The organism is Paraglaciecola sp. (assembly GCF_039943935.1).
In the GTDB taxonomy this organism is placed as follows: Bacteria; Pseudomonadota; Gammaproteobacteria; order Enterobacterales; family Alteromonadaceae; genus Paraglaciecola.
In genome coordinates, this window is sequence record NZ_JBDUZQ010000021.1 from 107939 (window position 1) to 126296 (window position 18358).

Annotated in this window: 22 protein-coding genes; 6 read left to right on the plus strand and 16 right to left on the minus strand. The window is 37.9% G+C overall.

What is annotated here, in order from left to right:
- Window positions 1-74 precede the first annotated feature (74 nt).
- From ABJD71_RS12500 to ABJD71_RS12515, 4 genes are read right to left on the minus strand one after another with little or no spacing between them, the layout of a single operon-like run.
- Entirely contained in the window at window positions 75-641 is a 567-nt protein-coding gene (locus ABJD71_RS12500; protein ID WP_348169664.1) for a prepilin-type N-terminal cleavage/methylation domain-containing protein, read from the minus strand.
- Window positions 642-649: 8 nt separating this feature from the next.
- A complete protein-coding gene (locus ABJD71_RS12505; RefSeq protein WP_348169667.1) occupies window positions 650-1792 on the minus strand; it encodes a hypothetical protein in 1143 nt (380 codons plus the stop codon).
- A complete protein-coding gene (locus ABJD71_RS12510; RefSeq protein WP_348169670.1) occupies window positions 1773-2402 on the minus strand; it encodes a prepilin peptidase dependent protein B in 630 nt (209 codons plus the stop codon). Before ABJD71_RS12510 ends, ABJD71_RS12505 begins: the two co-directional genes overlap by 20 nt.
- Entirely contained in the window at window positions 2396-2914 is a 519-nt protein-coding gene (locus ABJD71_RS12515; RefSeq protein ID WP_348169673.1) for a prepilin-type N-terminal cleavage/methylation domain-containing protein, read from the minus strand. The genes ABJD71_RS12510 and ABJD71_RS12515 overlap by 7 nt, the downstream gene beginning before the upstream one ends.
- 108 nt (window positions 2915-3022) lie before the next feature.
- Between ABJD71_RS12515 and ABJD71_RS12520 the strand changes: the two genes are divergently transcribed.
- A complete protein-coding gene (locus ABJD71_RS12520; protein ID WP_348169676.1) occupies window positions 3023-3436 on the plus strand; it encodes a type IV pilin protein in 414 nt (137 codons plus the stop codon).
- An 18-nt stretch (window positions 3437-3454) separates the two neighbouring features.
- On the opposite strand, the gene ispH is transcribed toward ABJD71_RS12520, so the two are convergent.
- The 6 genes from ispH to murJ all read right to left on the minus strand — a co-directional run bounded on the left by ispH (window position 3455) and on the right by murJ (window position 10913).
- Complete coding sequence (ispH, locus tag ABJD71_RS12525; RefSeq protein ID WP_348169679.1) at window positions 3455-4399, minus strand: 4-hydroxy-3-methylbut-2-enyl diphosphate reductase; 945 nt, start codon at window positions 4397-4399, stop codon at window positions 3455-3457.
- Window positions 4400-4448: 49 nt separating this feature from the next.
- Window positions 4449-4895, minus strand: a complete 447-nt coding sequence (gene fkpB / locus ABJD71_RS12530) for an FKBP-type peptidyl-prolyl cis-trans isomerase (RefSeq protein ID WP_348169682.1) — start codon at window positions 4893-4895, stop codon at window positions 4449-4451.
- Window positions 4888-5382 carry a signal peptidase II gene (gene lspA, locus ABJD71_RS12535; RefSeq protein ID WP_348169685.1) on the minus strand — a complete coding sequence of 165 codons (495 nt, stop codon included), beginning with the start codon at window positions 5380-5382 and terminating at the stop codon, window positions 4888-4890. Before lspA ends, fkpB begins: the two co-directional genes overlap by 8 nt.
- Window positions 5375-8194, minus strand: coding sequence for an isoleucine--tRNA ligase (gene ileS / locus ABJD71_RS12540; protein ID WP_348169688.1), 2820 nt, complete (start codon window positions 8192-8194; stop codon window positions 5375-5377). The genes lspA and ileS overlap by 8 nt, the downstream gene beginning before the upstream one ends.
- Before the next feature lie 47 nt (window positions 8195-8241).
- The gene (gene ribF, locus ABJD71_RS12545; protein WP_348169691.1) at window positions 8242-9168 is read right to left on the minus strand and encodes a bifunctional riboflavin kinase/FAD synthetase; all 927 of its coding nucleotides are present in this window, start codon (window positions 9166-9168) and stop codon (window positions 8242-8244) included.
- A 188-nt stretch (window positions 9169-9356) separates the two neighbouring features.
- A complete protein-coding gene (murJ, locus tag ABJD71_RS12550; protein ID WP_348169694.1) occupies window positions 9357-10913 on the minus strand; it encodes a murein biosynthesis integral membrane protein MurJ in 1557 nt (518 codons plus the stop codon).
- A gap of 347 nt (window positions 10914-11260) precedes the next feature.
- On the opposite strand from murJ, the gene rpsT reads away from it, so the two are divergent.
- Window positions 11261-11524, plus strand: coding sequence for a 30S ribosomal protein S20 (gene rpsT / locus ABJD71_RS12555; RefSeq protein WP_348169697.1), 264 nt, complete (start codon window positions 11261-11263; stop codon window positions 11522-11524).
- Between the two features lie 90 nt (window positions 11525-11614).
- Here rpsT and ABJD71_RS12560 read toward each other — a convergent pair whose 3' ends face one another.
- Genes ABJD71_RS12560 through ABJD71_RS12570 form a run of 3 tightly spaced genes read right to left on the minus strand, consistent with a single transcriptional unit; the run spans window position 11615 to window position 13203 of the window.
- Complete coding sequence (locus tag ABJD71_RS12560; protein WP_348169700.1) at window positions 11615-12061, minus strand: flavodoxin domain-containing protein; 447 nt, start codon at window positions 12059-12061, stop codon at window positions 11615-11617.
- Between the two features lie 22 nt (window positions 12062-12083).
- Window positions 12084-12830 carry a tRNA pseudouridine(65) synthase TruC gene (gene truC / locus ABJD71_RS12565; protein ID WP_348169703.1) on the minus strand — a complete coding sequence of 249 codons (747 nt, stop codon included), beginning with the start codon at window positions 12828-12830 and terminating at the stop codon, window positions 12084-12086.
- A gap of 1 nt (window position 12831) precedes the next feature.
- Window positions 12832-13203, minus strand: a complete 372-nt coding sequence (locus ABJD71_RS12570; protein ID WP_348169706.1) for a YqcC family protein — start codon at window positions 13201-13203, stop codon at window positions 12832-12834.
- A 62-nt stretch (window positions 13204-13265) separates the two neighbouring features.
- Between ABJD71_RS12570 and ABJD71_RS12575 the strand changes: the two genes are divergently transcribed.
- On the plus strand, window positions 13266-14282 hold the full coding sequence (locus ABJD71_RS12575) for a DUF3549 family protein (protein WP_348169709.1): 1017 nt from the start codon (window positions 13266-13268) through the stop codon (window positions 14280-14282).
- A 6-nt stretch (window positions 14283-14288) separates the two neighbouring features.
- Window positions 14289-14606, plus strand: coding sequence for a DUF3301 domain-containing protein (locus ABJD71_RS12580; protein WP_348169712.1), 318 nt, complete (start codon window positions 14289-14291; stop codon window positions 14604-14606).
- Window positions 14607-15228: 622 nt separating this feature from the next.
- Here the strand turns inward: ABJD71_RS12580 and ABJD71_RS12585 are convergent.
- Window positions 15229-15888: a GNAT family N-acetyltransferase gene (locus ABJD71_RS12585; RefSeq protein WP_348169715.1), complete on the minus strand. Its 660-nt coding sequence runs from the start codon at window positions 15886-15888 to the stop codon at window positions 15229-15231.
- A gap of 86 nt (window positions 15889-15974) precedes the next feature.
- Window positions 15975-16343 carry a DUF3192 domain-containing protein gene (locus ABJD71_RS12590; protein WP_348169718.1) on the minus strand — a complete coding sequence of 123 codons (369 nt, stop codon included), beginning with the start codon at window positions 16341-16343 and terminating at the stop codon, window positions 15975-15977.
- A 173-nt stretch (window positions 16344-16516) separates the two neighbouring features.
- Here ABJD71_RS12590 and ABJD71_RS12595 point away from each other — a divergent pair, with 173 nt between their 5' ends.
- Complete coding sequence (locus ABJD71_RS12595; RefSeq protein ID WP_348169721.1) at window positions 16517-16810, plus strand: hypothetical protein; 294 nt, start codon at window positions 16517-16519, stop codon at window positions 16808-16810.
- Here the strand turns inward: ABJD71_RS12595 and syd are convergent.
- The gene (gene syd / locus ABJD71_RS12600; protein WP_348169724.1) at window positions 16803-17357 is read right to left on the minus strand and encodes a SecY-interacting protein; all 555 of its coding nucleotides are present in this window, start codon (window positions 17355-17357) and stop codon (window positions 16803-16805) included. The two genes, ABJD71_RS12595 and syd, sit on opposite strands and share 8 nt — an antisense overlap.
- 128 nt (window positions 17358-17485) lie before the next feature.
- Here syd and queF point away from each other — a divergent pair, with 128 nt between their 5' ends.
- Window positions 17486-18325 carry an NADPH-dependent 7-cyano-7-deazaguanine reductase QueF gene (queF, locus tag ABJD71_RS12605; RefSeq protein ID WP_348169728.1) on the plus strand — a complete coding sequence of 280 codons (840 nt, stop codon included), beginning with the start codon at window positions 17486-17488 and terminating at the stop codon, window positions 18323-18325.
- The last annotated feature ends 33 nt before the right edge of the window (window positions 18326-18358 follow it).

An 18358-nucleotide genomic window follows, 5' to 3' on the forward strand; every position in this document is an offset into this window, starting at 1 on the left:
TATATTTTTATCTGATCAAAATTTACCTTCATAATAGACATAGCAAAGAAGAGAAGGCTATCTCTTTTAATGAACTAAGGAAGTGCCGTTGAGCTTGATGTTTTGTATAAAGCTTGAAAGCTATTTCCCGGGGCTACAGAGGGTACAACTCCAGAAAGTAGAAATGTTTTTTGCGACCCAGCCAAATCCATCCACTCTATAATTACATCGACAGATTTTAAGTCTGAATACTGCGGCTCAGGATCAGGATAGCCTTGTTCACCACTTTTAACCCACTTATCACAAAAGCCATCAAAATCACTATCTACATAAAAGTATTCGTTTACTTGCCAACTAATATTAAATGAGTGGGCTTGTGCCAGATTAGCCGATAACAATATATCTTTGTCTCCAAACGGTATGCTGCCACCGGTATTATCACCTACTGACCTATAACTTAAACCGGAGCCTCCTAGTTGCTCGAAAAGTTGCAGATCAGAAAGTTTATCCGTAGCAAGTCGAATAGCTATACTTCGTAAATTTAGATTGGAATTGGCAACCACATATTGACTTTGTAACGTAACATAACCTGTCACCCCCAGAACAATTACAAGTGACGCGACCAATACTTCGACCAAAGAAAAGCCCTTATGATTGAACATGTTATCCTCTAAAAGTTGTTCCAACTACCAGGGACATTAGCCAACATTTGCAAACTATCTAAAGTAACTAATGCATTGGCAACCTGAGCATCATAAACAACCCGAGTAGTGGTACTGTGAACGCCTAAGGCATGGTTAGATACAAGTCCTCCACTAATCAATGCACCTGAATGCATATTCACCGATAAACTCAAAACTGAGTTACTGGAACGAAATGAACACACTAGGCCATATATAGTCGCATCATCCAATAAATTAATGTCCCCATCCATCACGATCATCACAACTGGTTTTGAAGGACTTCCCACAGTGGTACTAAAATCCACTTCACAATCTCCTTCTATCCATATCATGCCGTAGCTCATATCAGAGAGATGCTCACACCCAGAAAAAACAAACTTAGCTTGTGATTTTAATTCCAATATATCTGTAGTTTCGATATTAAAAAGATACTCTGACAAACTTCCTGGAAAAGTCACCGAAGACTCAACCAAATCAGTCGTTTGTATCACCTTATTAGAAATACTTGAGCTGCTGCATTGCCCATGATCAAATTCACTTTTTAAGCAAGAGTGATGGTCACTCGATATAAAATCGATGGATAAATCAGACCATATACTCAGAGGCTTTCCAACTCCTAAGCCGTCGGGATTAGCTACGACTTCGATTTCTCCTTCATTTAAAACCCCTCCCTGAACTATGAGCGGTGAAATAAGGTTATTGAACATTAATGGATAAATCAAAATTTGTTGCTGCGTATTTACTGATGCCAAGCCATCTGGAGATGTCCCATAAGAAGTTAAACTTACCAAAAGTCTATTGTTAGTTATTGTTTCTACCGTTCCATAAACAGCTGTAAAACCATCAGAAACTATTGCCGAATTTGAAATTGTTGTAACAATAGCTTTATCAGCATTTAGAAGGGCTATGACTCTTTGCAGGCCTTCCTCTGATTTTGCTTTTGCTAAAACTAGACTCTGTTCATTAAGAGTGATTTTATGTTCAAAGGTTTGAATTTTGCCTGTATAAAGTGTAACCAGACTTACAATTATCAATAACAAAGTAACCGTTAAAAGGACAATTGCACCTCGCTGAAACCTCAAGCTAAACATGGCTGTTGACGTTAGGCGACTAATCATAGTTTTTAACACTGACACTTAGCTTAGCAGAACGAGACAGGTCTGGTTCACTTAGTAGTTCGGCTTCCAATTGAATCGTAACCCTAGTTTGTTCAATGTTATTATGAGCAATTTTGTATGACTCGAAACTCAAAGTATTTATCTTAATGAGAGAAGAATCAGTAAGGTCTTGCCAGCCGCCTTTATCACATCCTAGTCCATCAATTCTCATTTCTATCGCATTATCCCTCAACCGGTAACCATAGTTTTCGTTAGTATTTATGACATCCAATTTTCCATTCTTATTTCTGTCATAAGCAAATGTTATACAGCTGTTAACTGACTCATTCTCATACTCGGACAGCGCCACAGATTTATGGAATGGATTAATAAAGGTATTTGAATCATCTAATAACTCTTTAGTAAAAGCTTGATAACCAGCCCTTCCCAAGTCTTGACTTATAACAGCTAAAACAGCATTTACTTCTGCATTCAATCTAGACTTCGTCATTAATTGACTGTTTAAAGCAATACCATGTCCTACCAACGATGACATTGCTGTCATAGATGCAAATCCCAAAGTAATGGAGATCATTAATTCAACTAGGCTATTGCCGTTTTGTTTAAATTGTTGATTTAACATTTGGCATACCCTCCCCAAGCATTGCCTACTGAACATATTCGAACTCGTCCCATATTGCTTAAAATAACTTTTAATTGATTTATACCATCAGAAAATACCAGTGAACCTGCATGTCCTATCGAAAGTCCTCTCGCGGCATCAAAGGTAGTGAGTTTTAACTTTCCAAACTTAAGCTGCTGCATTGAAATAAAGCCATAATCACTAGCGTTGACTGAATAGTCGATATCATCAACTAAACACTCTGTAGTTATTAAACAATCACACTCTCCAACTTTGCTCAACGCAACGCACCACTCATCCCCTTCTCTAAATGAAATGGAGATATCGATACCTTTAGCGATGGCAAACGAGCGAGCTTTTTGAAAAGCAAAATAAGAAGTTTCAGCAGCCCCTTTTAACTGCAGTCTCTTTTGAGCACTATTAATACTTGGTATCCCAAGTGTCACTAGTAAGGCAAGTATCGAAATAGTAACTAGAAGCTCAAGAAGTGTTAAACCTTGATATTTGAACATAATAAGCATCCATGCATTAGCGCTTATAAAAAATAAGCCTATAATTTAATCAATCCATTGGTTCAACAATAGTTCAATTCTTAAAAAAGGCATAACACAGGAAGGGAAATGTCACTAAAACGAAGAAAAACCTCAAACACGGAAAGTTATTCACTGAACCCGATAATGGGTATGACGTTATTGGAATTAATGTTTGTCGTTGTTATCATTGGGATAATAACAACAATCGCTTATCCATCTTTTCACAGTCAGATACTGACCTCTAGGAGAGGTGATGGCATCACACAATTGTTGCAATTAAAGATTCAACAAGAAGCATTCAGGTTGGAAAACATTCGTTACGCAACCGCAACAGAACTAACCCTGCCTGTCAGTAAGTATTATAAGTTTAGTGTAAGTAATGAGTCAGCAACTGAGTACACATTGACCGCCACTGCCATTGACATGCAAATTGACGATGCTCAATGTATAAATATTAGTATTGATCAGTCTATGCTAAAAACACCCAAGGAATGCTTTTAGTAGGTGGGCTATCTGTATTTAAGTTATTTGTTTTACTCTTAACTCTTTCGGAACTGCAAATTCAATATTCTCTTCTCGCCCGGCTCTTTCGGTAGCACTTCTAGCGCCCCATTGCTTTAATCTATCAACCACGCCTTGGACTAACACTTCAGGTGCCGACGCCCCAGCTGTAATCCCAATATTTTTAGAGTTTTCAAGCCATTCTTTCTGAATACAGTTAGCGTCTGCAATTAGGTGCGCTTTCGCACCAATTTTTTCAGCTAACTCTCTTAATCGATTTGAATTCGAACTATTTTGGGCCCCCACTACTAATAACAAATCACAATCAGAGGCTAACTCTCGAACTGAGTCTTGGCGGTTTTGCGTTGCATAACAGATATCATCCTTACGTGGCCCCTTAATAGCTGGGAACTTAGCGCGTAACGCATCAATCACATCAGCAGTATCGTCTACAGACAAAGTAGTTTGACTGCAATAATACAACTCAGCTTCATTTTTAACGGTTAAACCAACTACATCAGCAGCTGACTCTACTAAGTAAATTCCTCCTTCAGCATTAGCATATTGCCCCATAGTTCCTTCCACTTCAGGGTGACCGTTGTGACCAATCAAAACACATTCAATGCCTTTTTGGCTAGCTCGCATCACTTCCATATGCACTTTTGTCACTAGCGGGCAAGTAGCATCAAACACTTTCAATCCTCTAGAAGCAGCTTCAACTCTGACTGATTGAGAGACACCATGAGCAGAAAAAATGACAATACAATCATCCGGCACTTCTGACAATTCATCAACAAAGACAGCTCCACGCTCTTTTAAGCCATCAACTACAAATTTATTGTGAACAACTTCGTGACGAACAAAAATAGGAGCAGGAAACATTTCTAAGGCGCGCTCTACTATGGTTATCGCCCTGTCAACACCAGCGCAAAATCCCCGAGGGTTAGCTAGATGAATGTGCATGTATATTCCTCAATAAATAATGTAAAAGTGAGTTTCGACTCAATAGAGTTTAGCTAACTGACAATATTTCCACATCAAAAGTGATGACTTGTCCAGCTAATGGATGATTAAAATCAACGGTCACAGAGTCACCCGTCACATCCCTTACAATACCAGGCAGTTCACTGCCATCTGGCTGTGCGAAGGCAATAATCATTCCCTCTTCAGCTGGTGTATCAGAGCCAAATTTGCTCCGCTCTAAATGGTGAATGTTATCTGGATTAGGCATACCAAACGCATCATCAGCTTCTAAAGTGAAAGATTTTTTATCGCCCGTAATCAAGCCTAATAAACACGCCTCGAAACTAGCAGTTAAACTTCCATCCCCCATCACTAGTTTTGCAGGCTTATCATTCACTCTAGTACTATCAGCAGCAGAACCATCGGCTAACTTCAAATCAAAGTGAAGCACAACTTCACTTCCTTGAGTTATCGCACTCTTCGCGCATTCAGTCATCTTTTTCCTCTTTATTTTTGAACATATCAATGAGCAATAACAAAGCTCCCAGACATATTGCACTATCGGCGACATTAAATGCAGGCCACTGCCATTGCTCGTAATACAATACTAAAAAATCTATTACGTAACCCAAAAACAAGCGGTCATAAGCATTTCCTAATGCCCCACCTATAATTAAACTAAATGCTACCGGCAACAGTATCTGCGACTTAGTTGTTTGTTTTAACCACCAAAGAACAAAACCACTTACCGCGAAAGCTATCACCGTAAAAAACCAGCGTTGCCACCCATTAGCATCATGTAAAAAGCTAAAAGCAGCCCCATAGTTATATACATGAGTTAAGTTAAAAAAAGGCAGAACCTGAATAGCCTGATACAACTCTATATCTCTCAGAACTAAAGCTTTGGTAGACTGGTCAACTGCAAATACCAAAGCGGAAATCCATAGAAATCGCCAACCTGTTAGTTTAAACAGTTTAAGCATAAGATCGAACTTCACCCTCTCCTTCTACATTATCAACACAACGAATGCATAATTCTGGATGAGCTTCATCTTGCCCTACATCTTCTCTATGATGCCAGCAACGACTGCACTTCTCAGCAGAAGAGACGGCTACATTTACCCACAAGCCCGGAAGCTCTGTTTTAGATGCCTCGTTTGGTGCTTCAGTCACCTCTTCAACACTTGCGCCTGAAGTGATCAATACAAAACGCAGCTCATCTTCTAACTTTGACAGTGTCGCAAACAAATCACTAGTCACGTATAACGTAACCTCTGCTTGCAATGAGCCTTTTATATTACCTTCTTTACGGGTGGCTTCTATACAACGGTTCACTTCATTTTTTACCGTTAATATTTGCTGCCAGAATTGATTATCAAACTCACCAGATAACTTCACTTCTTGCAACCCTTTATACCACTTGCCAGTAAATACAAACTCTTCTTGCTGCCATGGCATTTCTTGCCATAACTCTTGAGCAGTAAAGCTAGTAATTGGTGCCATCCAACGAACCAAAGCTTCGATAATATGATACAAGGCACTTTGACATGAGCGACGAGCGTGACTGTCACTTTTCGCAGTATATTGTCTATCTTTAATGATATCTAAATAAAAGCTACCAAGTTCTATCGAGCAAAAATGCATTAACTTCTGTGTTACCACTAACATGTCATACTTTTCGTAAGCGCCAATAATATCTTGTTGAATATCATACACCCTGCCCATAACCCACTTATCTAACTCAACCATATCATTAATGGCCACAAGATCTTTCTTAGGGTCAAAGCCGTTTAAATTAGCTAATAAAAAGCGAGCGGTATTGCGGATACGGCGATAAGCATCTGCAGAACGATTTAAAATTTCATCAGAAACAGCAATTTCGCTTCGGTAATCGGTGGAGGCTACCCACAAACGTAAAATATCAGCACCTAACTTACCCGTAACATGTTGAGGCGCTATTGTATTACCTAATGATTTTGACATTTTTTTGCCATCACCATCGACTGTAAAGCCGTGGGTCAACACTTGCTTATAAGGGGCTTTTCCTTTTGTCGCTACAGATGTCATTAAGGAAGACATAAACCAACCTCTGTGCTGATCCGAGCCTTCTAGATATAGATCTGCTGATGCAGGAATATCATCTCGTGCATCTACAACAAAGTAATGGGTAACGCCAGAGTCAAACCATACATCTAGAGTATCTGGAACTTTAACAAACGTTTCTGCGTCTTTTCCAAGTAGCTCTTCGGTGTCTATATCCCACCAAGCTTGTATGCCCTTTTTCTCAACTAACTTTGCAACATGTTCAATTAGTTCATCTGTACGAGGATGTAAGTCCCCAGTGTCTTTGTGCACAAATAAAGCAATGGGAACGCCCCAAGTACGTTGACGAGAGATACACCAATCAGGACGTCCAGCTACCATAGTTTCAATACGGCTTTCTCCCCATTCAGGGATCCACTGAGTATTGTGTATTTCTTTAATAGACTCTTCACGTAAGCCATTTTTATCCATGCTCACAAACCATTGTGGGGTCGCGCGGAAAATAATAGGCGTCTTATGACGCCAGCAGTGGGGGTAACTATGGTTGTACACTTCATGATGCAATAGCGCACCATGCTCTCTTAATACATCAACAACATGATCATTAGCCTTAAAGACATGCTCACCGGCAAACAACTCCGTCCCCTCAAGGTAAACGCCATTCGCACCAACTGGGTTCGCCACTTCTAGGTTGTAGTTTTTACCAACATTAAAATCATCAACACCATGACCTGGCGCGGTATGAACACATCCAGTTCCAGACTCAGTAGTAACGTGATCACCTAAAATGACAGGAACGGTAAAATCGTAAAATGCATGGTTAAGTTTTTGTAATTCTAATGCTTGCCCTTTACATACCCCTAACGTTTCAAAGTTTTCAAAACCAAAGCGTTGCATACAATCCGCAACCAAATCACTTGCAACAATTAATTGTTCTGGGCCGTTTTCGCGCGTGACTTGTACTAAGCTATATTCTAGCTCAGGGTGAACACATACAGCTCGGTTTGCGGGCATGGTCCAAGGGGTGGTCGTCCAAATCACGAAAGATACGTTTCCTTCACCATTTGAGCTTCCAAATAGTTGACTCACAGCTAATGGATCGACGACTTTAAATTTCACGTCGATTGAAGGTGAGTTTTTATCTTGATATTCAACCTCTGCTTCAGCCAATGCCGAGCCACAATCAGTGCACCAATGTACCGGCTTAAAACCTTTCTCTAAATGCCCTGAACGAACAACAAGACCTAACTCACGGATAATGTTGGCTTCTGACATGAAGTCCATAGTTTTATAGGGCTTGTCCCACTCACCTAAGACTCCAAGACGGATAAAGTCAGCTTTTTGACCTGCAATTTGTTTTTCAGCATACTCTCTGCACTTTTGTCTAAACACTGCAGCTGTTACTTTTTTACCTGGTTTGCCTACTTTTTTCTCAACCATTAGTTCGATTGGTAAGCCATGACAATCCCAACCTGGGACATAAGGCGCATCAAAATCGGATAACGTTTTAGATTTAACAATAATGTCTTTTAGTATTTTATTTACAGCATGACCAATATGAATGTCTCCATTTGCATATGGAGGACCATCGTGCAGTATAAAAGGAGTTTTACCTTTTTTGGCTTCACGAATTTGCTGATAAAGCTTTTTATCTGTCCATTCTTTCAGCATTTTAGGTTCTCGTTGAGCTAACCCACCACGCATTGGAAAATCAGTCTCTGGCAAATTCAGGGTATGTTTATAATCACTCATTGTTGGTTAAATCCAAATTGGTCAATGTAGTTAAAAAATTGAAGCTTTTAAGAAAAACCAAGTATTGCTTTGGCTTCTAATGCATCTTTTTGTATTTGTTTATGAAGTAACTCGAAAGAATCAAACTTCATTTCTTGTCTAATTTTGCGAACTAATGCAACAGAAATAAATTTTCCGTATAAATTACCGCTAAATCCAAACAGGTGTACTTCAAGTTGTGAGCGTTGCCCATTTACCGTGGGTCTATGCCCAATATTAGCGACCCCCATAAAACACTTGTCTGCAACTTGTACGTTAACCGCAAACACACCATTGACTGGTGCTTTACACCGCTTTAGTAAAACATTTGCTGTAGGAAAACCTATAGTGCGGCCTTTCTTATCACCATGTAAAACTTTACCTGCAATGCTAAAAGGCCGGTTAAGCATTTGCTGTGCTAAACCAAAATCATCGTGACTTAACGCCTCTCTAATAGCCGTTGAACTTATCCGGTCATCTTCAACCTTAAAGCTTTGCGTGCTCACAACATCAAATTGATGTTGCCTACCTTCTTCTTTCAAAAGTGCAAAATCACCTATTCGATTTTTACCAAATCTAAAATCATCTCCGACGACAAGATATTGAACATTAAGTTTATCGACTAATAGATTCTCAACAAAATGATGAGCACTAAAATTAGCGAAGGTACAGTTAAAATTGACGCACAATAAACGGTCAACACCTAAACGCTTAAGTTGAATGTACTTATCTCGCAATAGACTTAACCTTGCTGGTGCGTGTTCAGGTATAAACAACTCTTCTGGTTGCGGTTCAAAAACCATAACAGTCGCGGGTAAACCAAGGCTTTTAGCTTTCATGATTACCTGACTTAACACGGCTTGATGACCAAGGTGGACACCATCGAACTTGCCAATGGTTAACACACAAGCTTTGTGTTTATCACGTATGTTATGAATACCGCGGATTAGTTCCAATTAACGTCTCTAATTTAAATGCAGTCAAACAATATTGACGGCTGAGTAAATATTAAAAGCGCGGATTATAACCGACTAAGCCATGATTGAAAGTGATAAGGAGCATGAATCAAGTTTTTTGAGCAATACTATTGAAAATATTTCCCCAAATAGGGTTTCATCTACTGTTATTGGTAAAAAACGATGTTTTATTCCGCTACAAAGCTTCTTTTTCTAACACCTAAAACCAATAACGAAATAACAAAAACACTACCACCAGCAACTACCAATTTAGTTAATTCGATGACTTTCAATAATAATGAGAACTCTAGCCATGTAGTAATATCTGGGTTTACTCTGTAAATTGCAAATGCCATAAGGGCGCTCGCAATCAATATTTTGATTAGCAACCACATCGTTTTTGAGGAAGCTTGATAAACCCCCTGTTTATGCAATGTCACATACAACAATAATGCATTCATACAAGCAGACAAAGATGTAGCCATAGCTAAACCAACAAATCCAAAAGGCCAGACTAAAACTAAATTAAACAACATGTTGGCAGCCATACACCAAATACCAAACTTAACAGGCGTTTTAGTGTCTTGCCGAGAATAGAAGCCTGGAGCAAGTACTTTGACTAACATAAAGCTCAACAAACCAAACGAATAAGCCATTAAACTATGTGAAGCGAACGTTGCATCAAGTGGGGTAAACTCACCACGTTGAAAGATGGTTAACAACATAGGCTCTGCCAACATAAACAACCCGGTAGCAGCGGGGATACCTAAAAAACAAACCATCTTAACAGCCCAGTCGATATTATTATTAAAAGATTTGCTGTCTTTGCTGACATGATTTCGAGATAGAGTAGGTAAAATAACCGTAGCGATTGCTATACCAAACAAACCCAAAGGAAACTCTAACAGCCTGTCCGAATAATATAACCACGAAATAGCACCTGTGCCTAAAAAGCTTGCAATCATCGTATCTAATAACAGGTTTATTTGCCCGACAGAAACACCAAACAATGCGGGGATCATCAACGTTCTTACTTTTATCAAATCAGGATCGTTCCAGCCCCACTTTGGCTTAACTAATACGTTTGCTTTAATTAAAAAAGGAATGAGAAATAAAAGTTGCAATAACCCGCCAATAAACACCCCCCATGCTAGGGCAAATGCAGGCTCATCAAAATGAGGAGACAAATATATTGCGCAACTAATAATCGCCACATTCAACAACACAGGCGTAAATGCTGCCATTGCAAATTTATTTAATGTATTGAGAATAGCGCCAGCTAAACCAGTCATTGATACAAACAATAAATACGGAAACGTTATTTTTAACATCATGGAAGCTAGTTCAAATTTGGCACCTTGAGAGCCACCCTGCAAATACTCAATAAACCAACCAGTACCAAATAACGCTGCTAACATCGGTGAGGCAATAACACCCAAAATGGTAACTATGGTTACAATCACTCCGAGAGAGCCACTGACTTTAGCAATAAATTCTCTTAAGTGATTTTCATCACCTTCATTTTTGACATCAGTTAAAACTGGTATAAAGGCTTGAGCAAAAGCTCCTTCTGCGAAAAGTCGTCTTAAGAAGTTGGGGATTTTATTAGCAAATAGAAAAACATCAGCATTCGCTCCTGCTCCCATTAAGTTAGCGATAACAGCATCCCTAACTAAGCCTAGAATTCTGGAAATGAATGTCATAACGCTGACAATAACACCAGATTTTAATAACTTACGTGACAATCACTTAATTCCAATATACAAAATCTTATTATGCGGGAATTAACGGAACCAATCTATAGAGATTCGTGCTCCGATGAATTTATGAAATAATTTAATTTATTCAAATATATACATTCAAAATTTTTATTATTTACAACAAAGAGTTAAATTAAAAAGTAATAACACAAAAAATTTACAATTATAATAATATTTAACTTGATAATGGGTGCAATTGGCAGCCAGAAATACCACAAAAAATATTCATCATTATTTGTATATAAATAGCTCGAAAGTGATTGACATTCGATAGCTTGTTCCCCATAATCCGCACCCTTGAATTTTGACTAGAATTTTTTGGGAGTTCCAACTTGGCTAACATCAAGTCTGCTAAGAAACGTGCAATACAGGCCGAAAAGCGTCGCCAACACAACGCTAGCCGTCGCTCAATGACACGTACATCTTTGAAAAAAGTAATCGCTGCTATCGCCTCAGGTGATAAAGAAGTGGCGCAAGCTGCTTATAATGCAGCTACACCTTTGCTTGACCGTATGGCAACTAAAGGATTGATCCACAAAAACAAGGCAGCTCGTCATAAGAGTCGTCTAGCGGCACAAATCAAAGCTTTAGGCTAGGTTTGTACGTATATTAAATTAAGCGCCATAGGCGCTTTTTTTGTACCTAAAATACAGGTGAACCAGCAAATTAGTTAGTGTTTCAATCAATTATTGAAACTTAGTCATTATGGTTTTTATCCAAGACACCACTTTTATTTCTGGCTCTAATGTTTCACAAGCATCAACTTCTAACATTTCAGCTATGGCGTCAGCTCTTAACTCTGTTAACAGGCTAAATATTTTTTTTCCTGCACCACAATAACTATCACCGTAACTGCTATCACCTAAAGCAACTAAAGCAAATGGCTTGTTCTCTAATTTAATTCTTTGCTCTCTCAAGTCATGTATAAAAAACTCTAAGTTTGGCGGGATGTCCCCCTCTCCAGTAGTTGAAGTGATAAAAAGTAAACTTGATACATCTGAAACAACACTAACACTTGGGTCTAAAAGCACGTCCACCATAAAGCCACTTGACGTTAATATTGCACTAACTTCTTCTGCGACATGTTGTGAATTTCCATATACGGAGCCAACAAAAATCCCTATTTTTTTCATGATATTACCTTTAAAACCTATTTTATAGTTTGTCGAGTTCGCGTTGGTCCACTTGGCACATGCCCCAATTTTCTAAAAGGCTAGAAATATTTCTATCTAATGGACAAATAAGTGACAAACGGCTAAGACTAATTGGATGTTGAAAATGCATAGATTTACAAGTCAACGCTAATTGCTTTAATCCGTAATGCTCGCGGACAAAACGATTATGTTTGCCATCACCATGGGTAGTATCACCTATAATAGGGTGATTAATATGAGCTAAATGACGTCTTAGTTGATGTTTACGCCCAGTCTTAGGGGTTAGCTTAACTAGTGAATAGCGTGCTGATGGGTATCGACCAACGGCAAAAGGCAACTCAAAAGTCTGCAATTTATCAAAGATGGTTACCGCAGCTTGAGCTGGCTTATCTTGTTTTGACATTTTATCTGCGATTTTATCTAGTTTTTCCTTAAGAGCGTAATCAATCTCACCGACAGCTTTAGTATGCCCTCGAACAATAGCTAGATAAGTTTTGTCGACCTTCTGCTGAAAAAATTGCTCCCCTAATTTTCTCGCAACCTCTGACGACAAAGCGAAAATCAACACCCCAGAAGTGGGCCTATCAAGACGGTGTACGGGAAACACATGCTGGCCTATTTGGTCCCGTAACAATTGCATTGCAAACTGTGTTTCATGCTTATCGATTAAACTACGATGCACTAACAAACCGGACGGTTTGTTTATAGCAACTAAAAACTCATCTTGATAAATAATGTCTAACTGCACTTTATACTCTCGACTCTCTTGAAAAACACGAAAACTTTCTATCAATCTCAGCAATCACCAACAATACTCTCGACAAATGTGGTAGCCCATGAAAACACTGCTCAGCCATCGGCATCAAAGACAAACGTTCAGGTAGATTACTTTTTAAGGCTACAATTCCCAGCATTTTAGGAATAAAAATAAACTGTAACCAATTTTCAAATGGCATCTTGTCAAAAGCAAAAGGTACTGTACTTTCGAGCGATAACTCTGGCGGTGAAACATCTGCCCATAAATGAGAGATAATCATTTCCTTTTTTAATTTTTTAAGCAGAATTTCGACTTCTGAGTGTCTACATGGCATGATCAATAATCTAAAGGTTGGGTTACGCATTTTATCAGAGTACTAAGATCTATAGCTAACAAACCAATTCAAATTTTAAATATAAGAATACCATGAGTCACATTAATACTATCAGTGAATTTTTGTTACAAGCTGGCACACAGTGCCATGTGTTTGATATGGCAAGGGGCATAGTAAACATCAATGCCCAAGATTTTTTAAACATAGAAAGTGCTCAAGTGCCAGCTCCAAGGCCAAGGCAGCAACATGCTTGGTTTGGTGTTCTATTCTTTAATAAATTAGCCAGCGCAGAGCATTACATTTGGTTTATAAAATTACCACTTGATGAAAAAGGGCTGATTATAGAGGCGGGAAGGCAACAGTTTCTGCAAATCGTGGTCGAGGCATTAGGAGAGTCACTCAATAATAAAGACAATCCTAATAATCAGCTACCAGAAAATCCATTCACGTTTATTCCAGGTCAGCAGCAACTGGCCGACTTTAATAGTTTATGTAAAATTAGACTAGGGTTGCCTTTTTCTAAACATCTAGCAAGTGCTGTTAACTTCATCGAGTACTCAGAACATAAAGATTGGAAGAATATTCCACTACAAGGTATTGCTGACTTCTGTGCTTCCCTGAATACACTAAATTCAGAACAATTATTGCTAACAAACTTTGCAAATTTACCACCTCAAATGCAAGTAGCCTTATGTGCCTCATTAGAGAATCACCAACTTAGTTTACAACTTAGTAAGTTTTTGATTGATAGGGCGCTACAAGATTTAAACGACCAAGAGCAACTTCAATCAATTATTCGTGCGTTAAGTCAAAGCCAAGCTAGCGAATTAGTACAGGGCTTTGTTTATTCTATTTTGCAAAGTACCTCTGGGAAGAACCCCACAATTTTAATGCTAATAGCTGCAAGACATTGGAAAAGGTTAACAGTTCCAGATATTTTAGCGAAATACATAGATAATTTGGCAGAATCAGATACAAACTATTTTGTGGGCCTTTATTCTGATCTAGTACAGATACCAGAAATCCGTCAGTACATGTTGGCAGTATTACGCTGGACTAATAAAAGCGTGAGGCTTACCAAGGCCATTGGAAAAGTTTTTGAGCAGTAAGTACCTATGAATATTTATGATTTAATTATACTTGTAATAATTTTATGCTTGTTTGCTATGTTTTGGCGGTTTAGGGCGATTTCAGAGCAGGTAAAAGTCTCTTTAGAACAATACTGTGATAAACATAATATACAACTTATCAGTGTAGCCAGAACAAATACACGTATTAGTAGTTATCGAGGAAAGCTTGATTTTCATACAGAGTTTTCTTTTGATTTTTCAGGCAACGGAGAAGATAGTTACCAGGGAAAAGTATTCATGATTGGATTACATACATTGAAGGTAGACACACCGGCATATAAAATCGATGGTAATTTTCTTTAGCATATATCTATAACTGAAAAAGGCATGACTTGAAAATCAAGAAATGCCTTTTGGTAGAATTTTGAAGTTCCATCTCTGCTGTCCTTAGCAAATTGTCCTAGAAAAATCCTTTTTTACCCTTTCCTTTACATCTCATATATCCTAATGAGCCACTCATCCTGAGTGTATCCTTTTTCCTTTCCATCCCAATATCCCTGAGGGGCGCTATCCTAGCGTGTCCATATCCTTTAACTTGCCATCCAAAGCAAATCTACATCACTGTATTCCAATCCTTCAGCTTTGCTTCCATTTAAAGCACTCTTCTTGAGTTCCTATCCCTTGATATTACTCCCTTGTAATATCGGCTTACATCCTTAAGCAATCCAATCTATCCCTATGTCATCCTGACCCGTCGTGTTTCCTTGTGACCAGTTAAAGATAGAGGATTTCAGAGAATTGACTACTAAGGATTTGCAAAAAACACTTATTGAAAAATACCACAATTGACATATGTTATGTTATTTGTATAAAAAACAATAAGTTAGAAATATTGTAAGCTAAACACGCTGGCATCTTTACGATTTATCTTACAGCCCTGTACGAAATATCTTACAAAGAAAGGGCGAAATTCTTACAAGGGTATTTAAGGATTTTTATGGCGAAACATTAAATGCCCTTTAATATTCCCAAATTCTAACTCTTCAATCATAGAATATTTTCCATTTTCAAAAAAAGACAGGCATTTAGGTAAAGTCACATACATTCCTACCCCTTCACTCTTTTTATCTTCTAACATAACTCCTTCGATTGCACTCATTAAAACATGCCCTAACCCTAAGTGTTGTTGATCAGGATGCACTCCAATTAATGACAACATATGAAAATACTTTGCCGGAATATGCTCCCTCACAAGCCTCTCTTTTTCTATCATTTGCTTAGTACCTAAATACCCAGCAGTTAGTAACATTTTCAAACGCCAGTGCCAAAATCTACCTGGAGCCAGTTGATTTGTTGGGCTAACTAAACAAGCCACCGCAACAAGTCTATTAGCATCAAAAAGGCCTATCATTGGCTGTTTTGCTTCCCAAAATGCATATAACTCCTCTCTGATTGCAGAGCGTAAACGGGATTCATACCCCTCTTTATCATATTGAAATATATCAACAAAGAGGGGGTCATCATGATAAGCAAGATATAGTATGGAGGCGGCGATTTTTAGGTCTTCAGCTACTAAATAAATAGCCTTTATATTACTGACACCTTCTAATTTATTATCTATTGACTTACACATATTGTTAACCATTTACGTTTTTCACCACTCTACATCAAGGTTAATGAATTGTTAACAATAAAACGATTAAATATAGTTCAACTCCGTAATACTTATGACTAGTTGTTTATCATTTTATAAGCGCTATCCCCCCAACCTGCTAACGCTCCATTTTTAAAAACCAAAGGCGTACACTCGTCTTTTTTGGTAATACCATCACTTTCTACCCTCTGCGTTCGATAATATAAAACCTGATAACGATCTGCGTTGGTTTTATAGAACTCATTAAAGTCAGCAATTCCCATAGTACTCAATACTTGTTCATAGGTAGTACCTGGTTGTAACTGAGACAGGTGTTTACGATTCTTCTTTGCGTTATCGTGCCATGAGGAAGAGTGATCAAAATCTCCATCTCCGTCTACAGAGATAACACAACCACTCAAAAACAATGAGGTACATAAAGTTGTAGCAGCTAGCAATTTATTCATTTTCAACTCCTTAGTTATTAAATTTATTTAAAATGTTAATTCGATAGTGCTATTCAATAATAAAGCCAAATATATAACCTTTTGTTTTTTATATAAATATTGATAAATCAATGATAGTTAGATATGGTTAACTTAGCGGTTAAAGTAAATATTTGGGAAATTTGACCAACTCTATGAGTAACACTAACTATTTAATTAATCTTTGCTATGACTTGCAGCTAAAAGGTAAAACGCCCACGGTAGCATTAATTCGAAGCTCTGCATCGATGCCTCTACCTATTCCAGAGGTGATTAAAGCAATAAAGCACTTTAAGGCTAATCCAGGACAACGACCTAGCCCCTCAATGGATGAATCAAAAGAAAAACAAGTAACTCCACAATCGTTAGAACAAAGAGTTAATCAGTTGGAGCAACAACTTCTAAGCATCATAAATGAGGTGACGTTGTTGAAAAGTAAAGTTAAATAGAAATATCTGGCTCCAAACTATTTAAAAAATCGGCTAAATTCGGCGCGACAACTTCTTGAGGAATCAAGCCCACTTGCTCAAGCATCACCTCTCCCGATTCATTATTTACCGTAATAATAAAATCATCATCATTAGTTACCCCTACAAACAATGTAATGGGTTGTTTAAGCCTTTGTTTCATTAAGACATGACCCACTAAATTTTGTTGTAAACGAACAAAATCATCATCATTCCACGCCTGTAAAAGCTGCAATTTCCCTTTACTGGCTTGAGCATTTAGGTTGTCACTCCAATACTCACTATAAAAATCAATCAAGTCAGAATGAATACTTATGCCTAGCGCTTTTTCAACGTCAGTAAAATCGCTTTTAAGTAAACGTTTAATTGGTTGCCAAGCTACTAATTCCCCTGGTTGCCCTTCAGACAAGTAACATAGGGATGGCCACTTTGGGTCATACTCAATGTTTAGAGTTTCTGAAAACTCCGTGAGCTTCTTATGAAACCTAAAGATAAACTTATCTAATGCCATTGATACTGAGCTACTCATAACCAACCTAGTTTTTTTATAATTAAACTTCAATTTACCATCTTGAGGAATAAAAAACACATAGAGGTTTAGGAGGTTTACTTCATAGGGTAAACTTATTATCTGAAATTCAAAATTAAAGAGAAAAAGTGAATACACCTATTGATAGAAAAGAGACATTAGCTTCACTAGGTTTGGGCAAAAAAACAGAATACCTAGAGACTTACACTCCTGAATTACTACAATCTGTGCCTCGTAGTATGAACCGAGATGATTTAAATTTACCTGAAAGAGTCCCTTTTCATGGTACTGACCGATGGAATGGATATGAATTATCTTGGCTAAGTTTGAAAGGCAAACCACAAGTCGCAATTCTTCAATGTGAAATACCAGCGACATCTCCTAACATAATAGAATCCAAGTCATTCAAATTGTACTTAAATAGCTTTAATCAAAGTAAATTTGATTCTTTTGAGGCGGTACAAAGAATATTAACTAAAGATCTTTCACACTGCGCAAAAGAAAATGTGTTAGTTAAAGTTATGCCTCTTGAATACTTTTCTAACGTACCTATAAGTAGTTTCTCTGCGCTTAATATAGATGATTTAGATATCGAAATTGATAACTATAAGATGAATAGATCAACGCTATTCTCTGGTGGTGAAATCATAAAAGAAAAGTTATCTAGTAATCTCTTAAAGTCTAATTGCCTTATAACAAACCAACCCGATTGGGGTAGTATCTATATTCATTATTATGGCCCACAAATTAATCATGAAGGACTGCTAAAGTATTTAATTTCATTTAGACAGCACAATGAATTTCACGAACAGTGTGTGGAACGTATTTTCTGGGACATTATGTGTCAATGTAAGCCATCACAACTTACAGTATATGCGCGATATACGAGAAGAGGGGGGTTAGACATCAACCCTTTTAGAAGTAATTTTGAAAATATCTACCCAGAGCAACGACAAGCTAGGCAATAATCAATATTGTAATTATGGCCACTCAAAATAATT

What these genes read in the sequence shown, in the direction of transcription:
- ABJD71_RS12575 (WP_348169709.1), top strand. Translation starts at nt 13,266, where the DNA reads ATGAGTCACATTAATACTATCAGTGAATTTTTGTTACAAGCTGGCACA.
- ABJD71_RS12570 (WP_348169706.1), bottom strand. Translation starts at nt 13,203, where the DNA reads ATGCGTAACCCAACCTTTAGATTATTGATCATGCCATGTAGACACTCA.
- ABJD71_RS12560 (WP_348169700.1), bottom strand. Translation starts at nt 12,061, where the DNA reads ATGAAAAAAATAGGGATTTTTGTTGGCTCCGTATATGGAAATTCACAA.
- ABJD71_RS12590 (WP_348169718.1), bottom strand. Translation starts at nt 16,343, where the DNA reads ATGAATAAATTGCTAGCTGCTACAACTTTATGTACCTCATTGTTTTTG.
- syd (WP_348169724.1), bottom strand. Translation starts at nt 17,357, where the DNA reads ATGAGTAGCTCAGTATCAATGGCATTAGATAAGTTTATCTTTAGGTTT.
- ABJD71_RS12585 (WP_348169715.1), bottom strand. Translation starts at nt 15,888, where the DNA reads ATGGTTAACAATATGTGTAAGTCAATAGATAATAAATTAGAAGGTGTC.
- ABJD71_RS12595 (WP_348169721.1), top strand. Translation starts at nt 16,517, where the DNA reads ATGAGTAACACTAACTATTTAATTAATCTTTGCTATGACTTGCAGCTA.
- ABJD71_RS12510 (WP_348169670.1), bottom strand. Translation starts at nt 2,402, where the DNA reads ATGTTAAATCAACAATTTAAACAAAACGGCAATAGCCTAGTTGAATTA.
- ABJD71_RS12500 (WP_348169664.1), bottom strand. Translation starts at nt 641, where the DNA reads ATGTTCAATCATAAGGGCTTTTCTTTGGTCGAAGTATTGGTCGCGTCA.
- ABJD71_RS12580 (WP_348169712.1), top strand. Translation starts at nt 14,289, where the DNA reads ATGAATATTTATGATTTAATTATACTTGTAATAATTTTATGCTTGTTT.
- lspA (WP_348169685.1), bottom strand. Translation starts at nt 5,382, where the DNA reads ATGCTTAAACTGTTTAAACTAACAGGTTGGCGATTTCTATGGATTTCC.
- ispH (WP_348169679.1), bottom strand. Translation starts at nt 4,399, where the DNA reads ATGCACATTCATCTAGCTAACCCTCGGGGATTTTGCGCTGGTGTTGAC.
- fkpB (WP_348169682.1), bottom strand. Translation starts at nt 4,895, where the DNA reads ATGACTGAATGCGCGAAGAGTGCGATAACTCAAGGAAGTGAAGTTGTG.
- ileS (WP_348169688.1), bottom strand. Translation starts at nt 8,194, where the DNA reads ATGAGTGATTATAAACATACCCTGAATTTGCCAGAGACTGATTTTCCA.
- ABJD71_RS12520 (WP_348169676.1), top strand. Translation starts at nt 3,023, where the DNA reads ATGTCACTAAAACGAAGAAAAACCTCAAACACGGAAAGTTATTCACTG.
- ABJD71_RS12515 (WP_348169673.1), bottom strand. Translation starts at nt 2,914, where the DNA reads ATGTTCAAATATCAAGGTTTAACACTTCTTGAGCTTCTAGTTACTATT.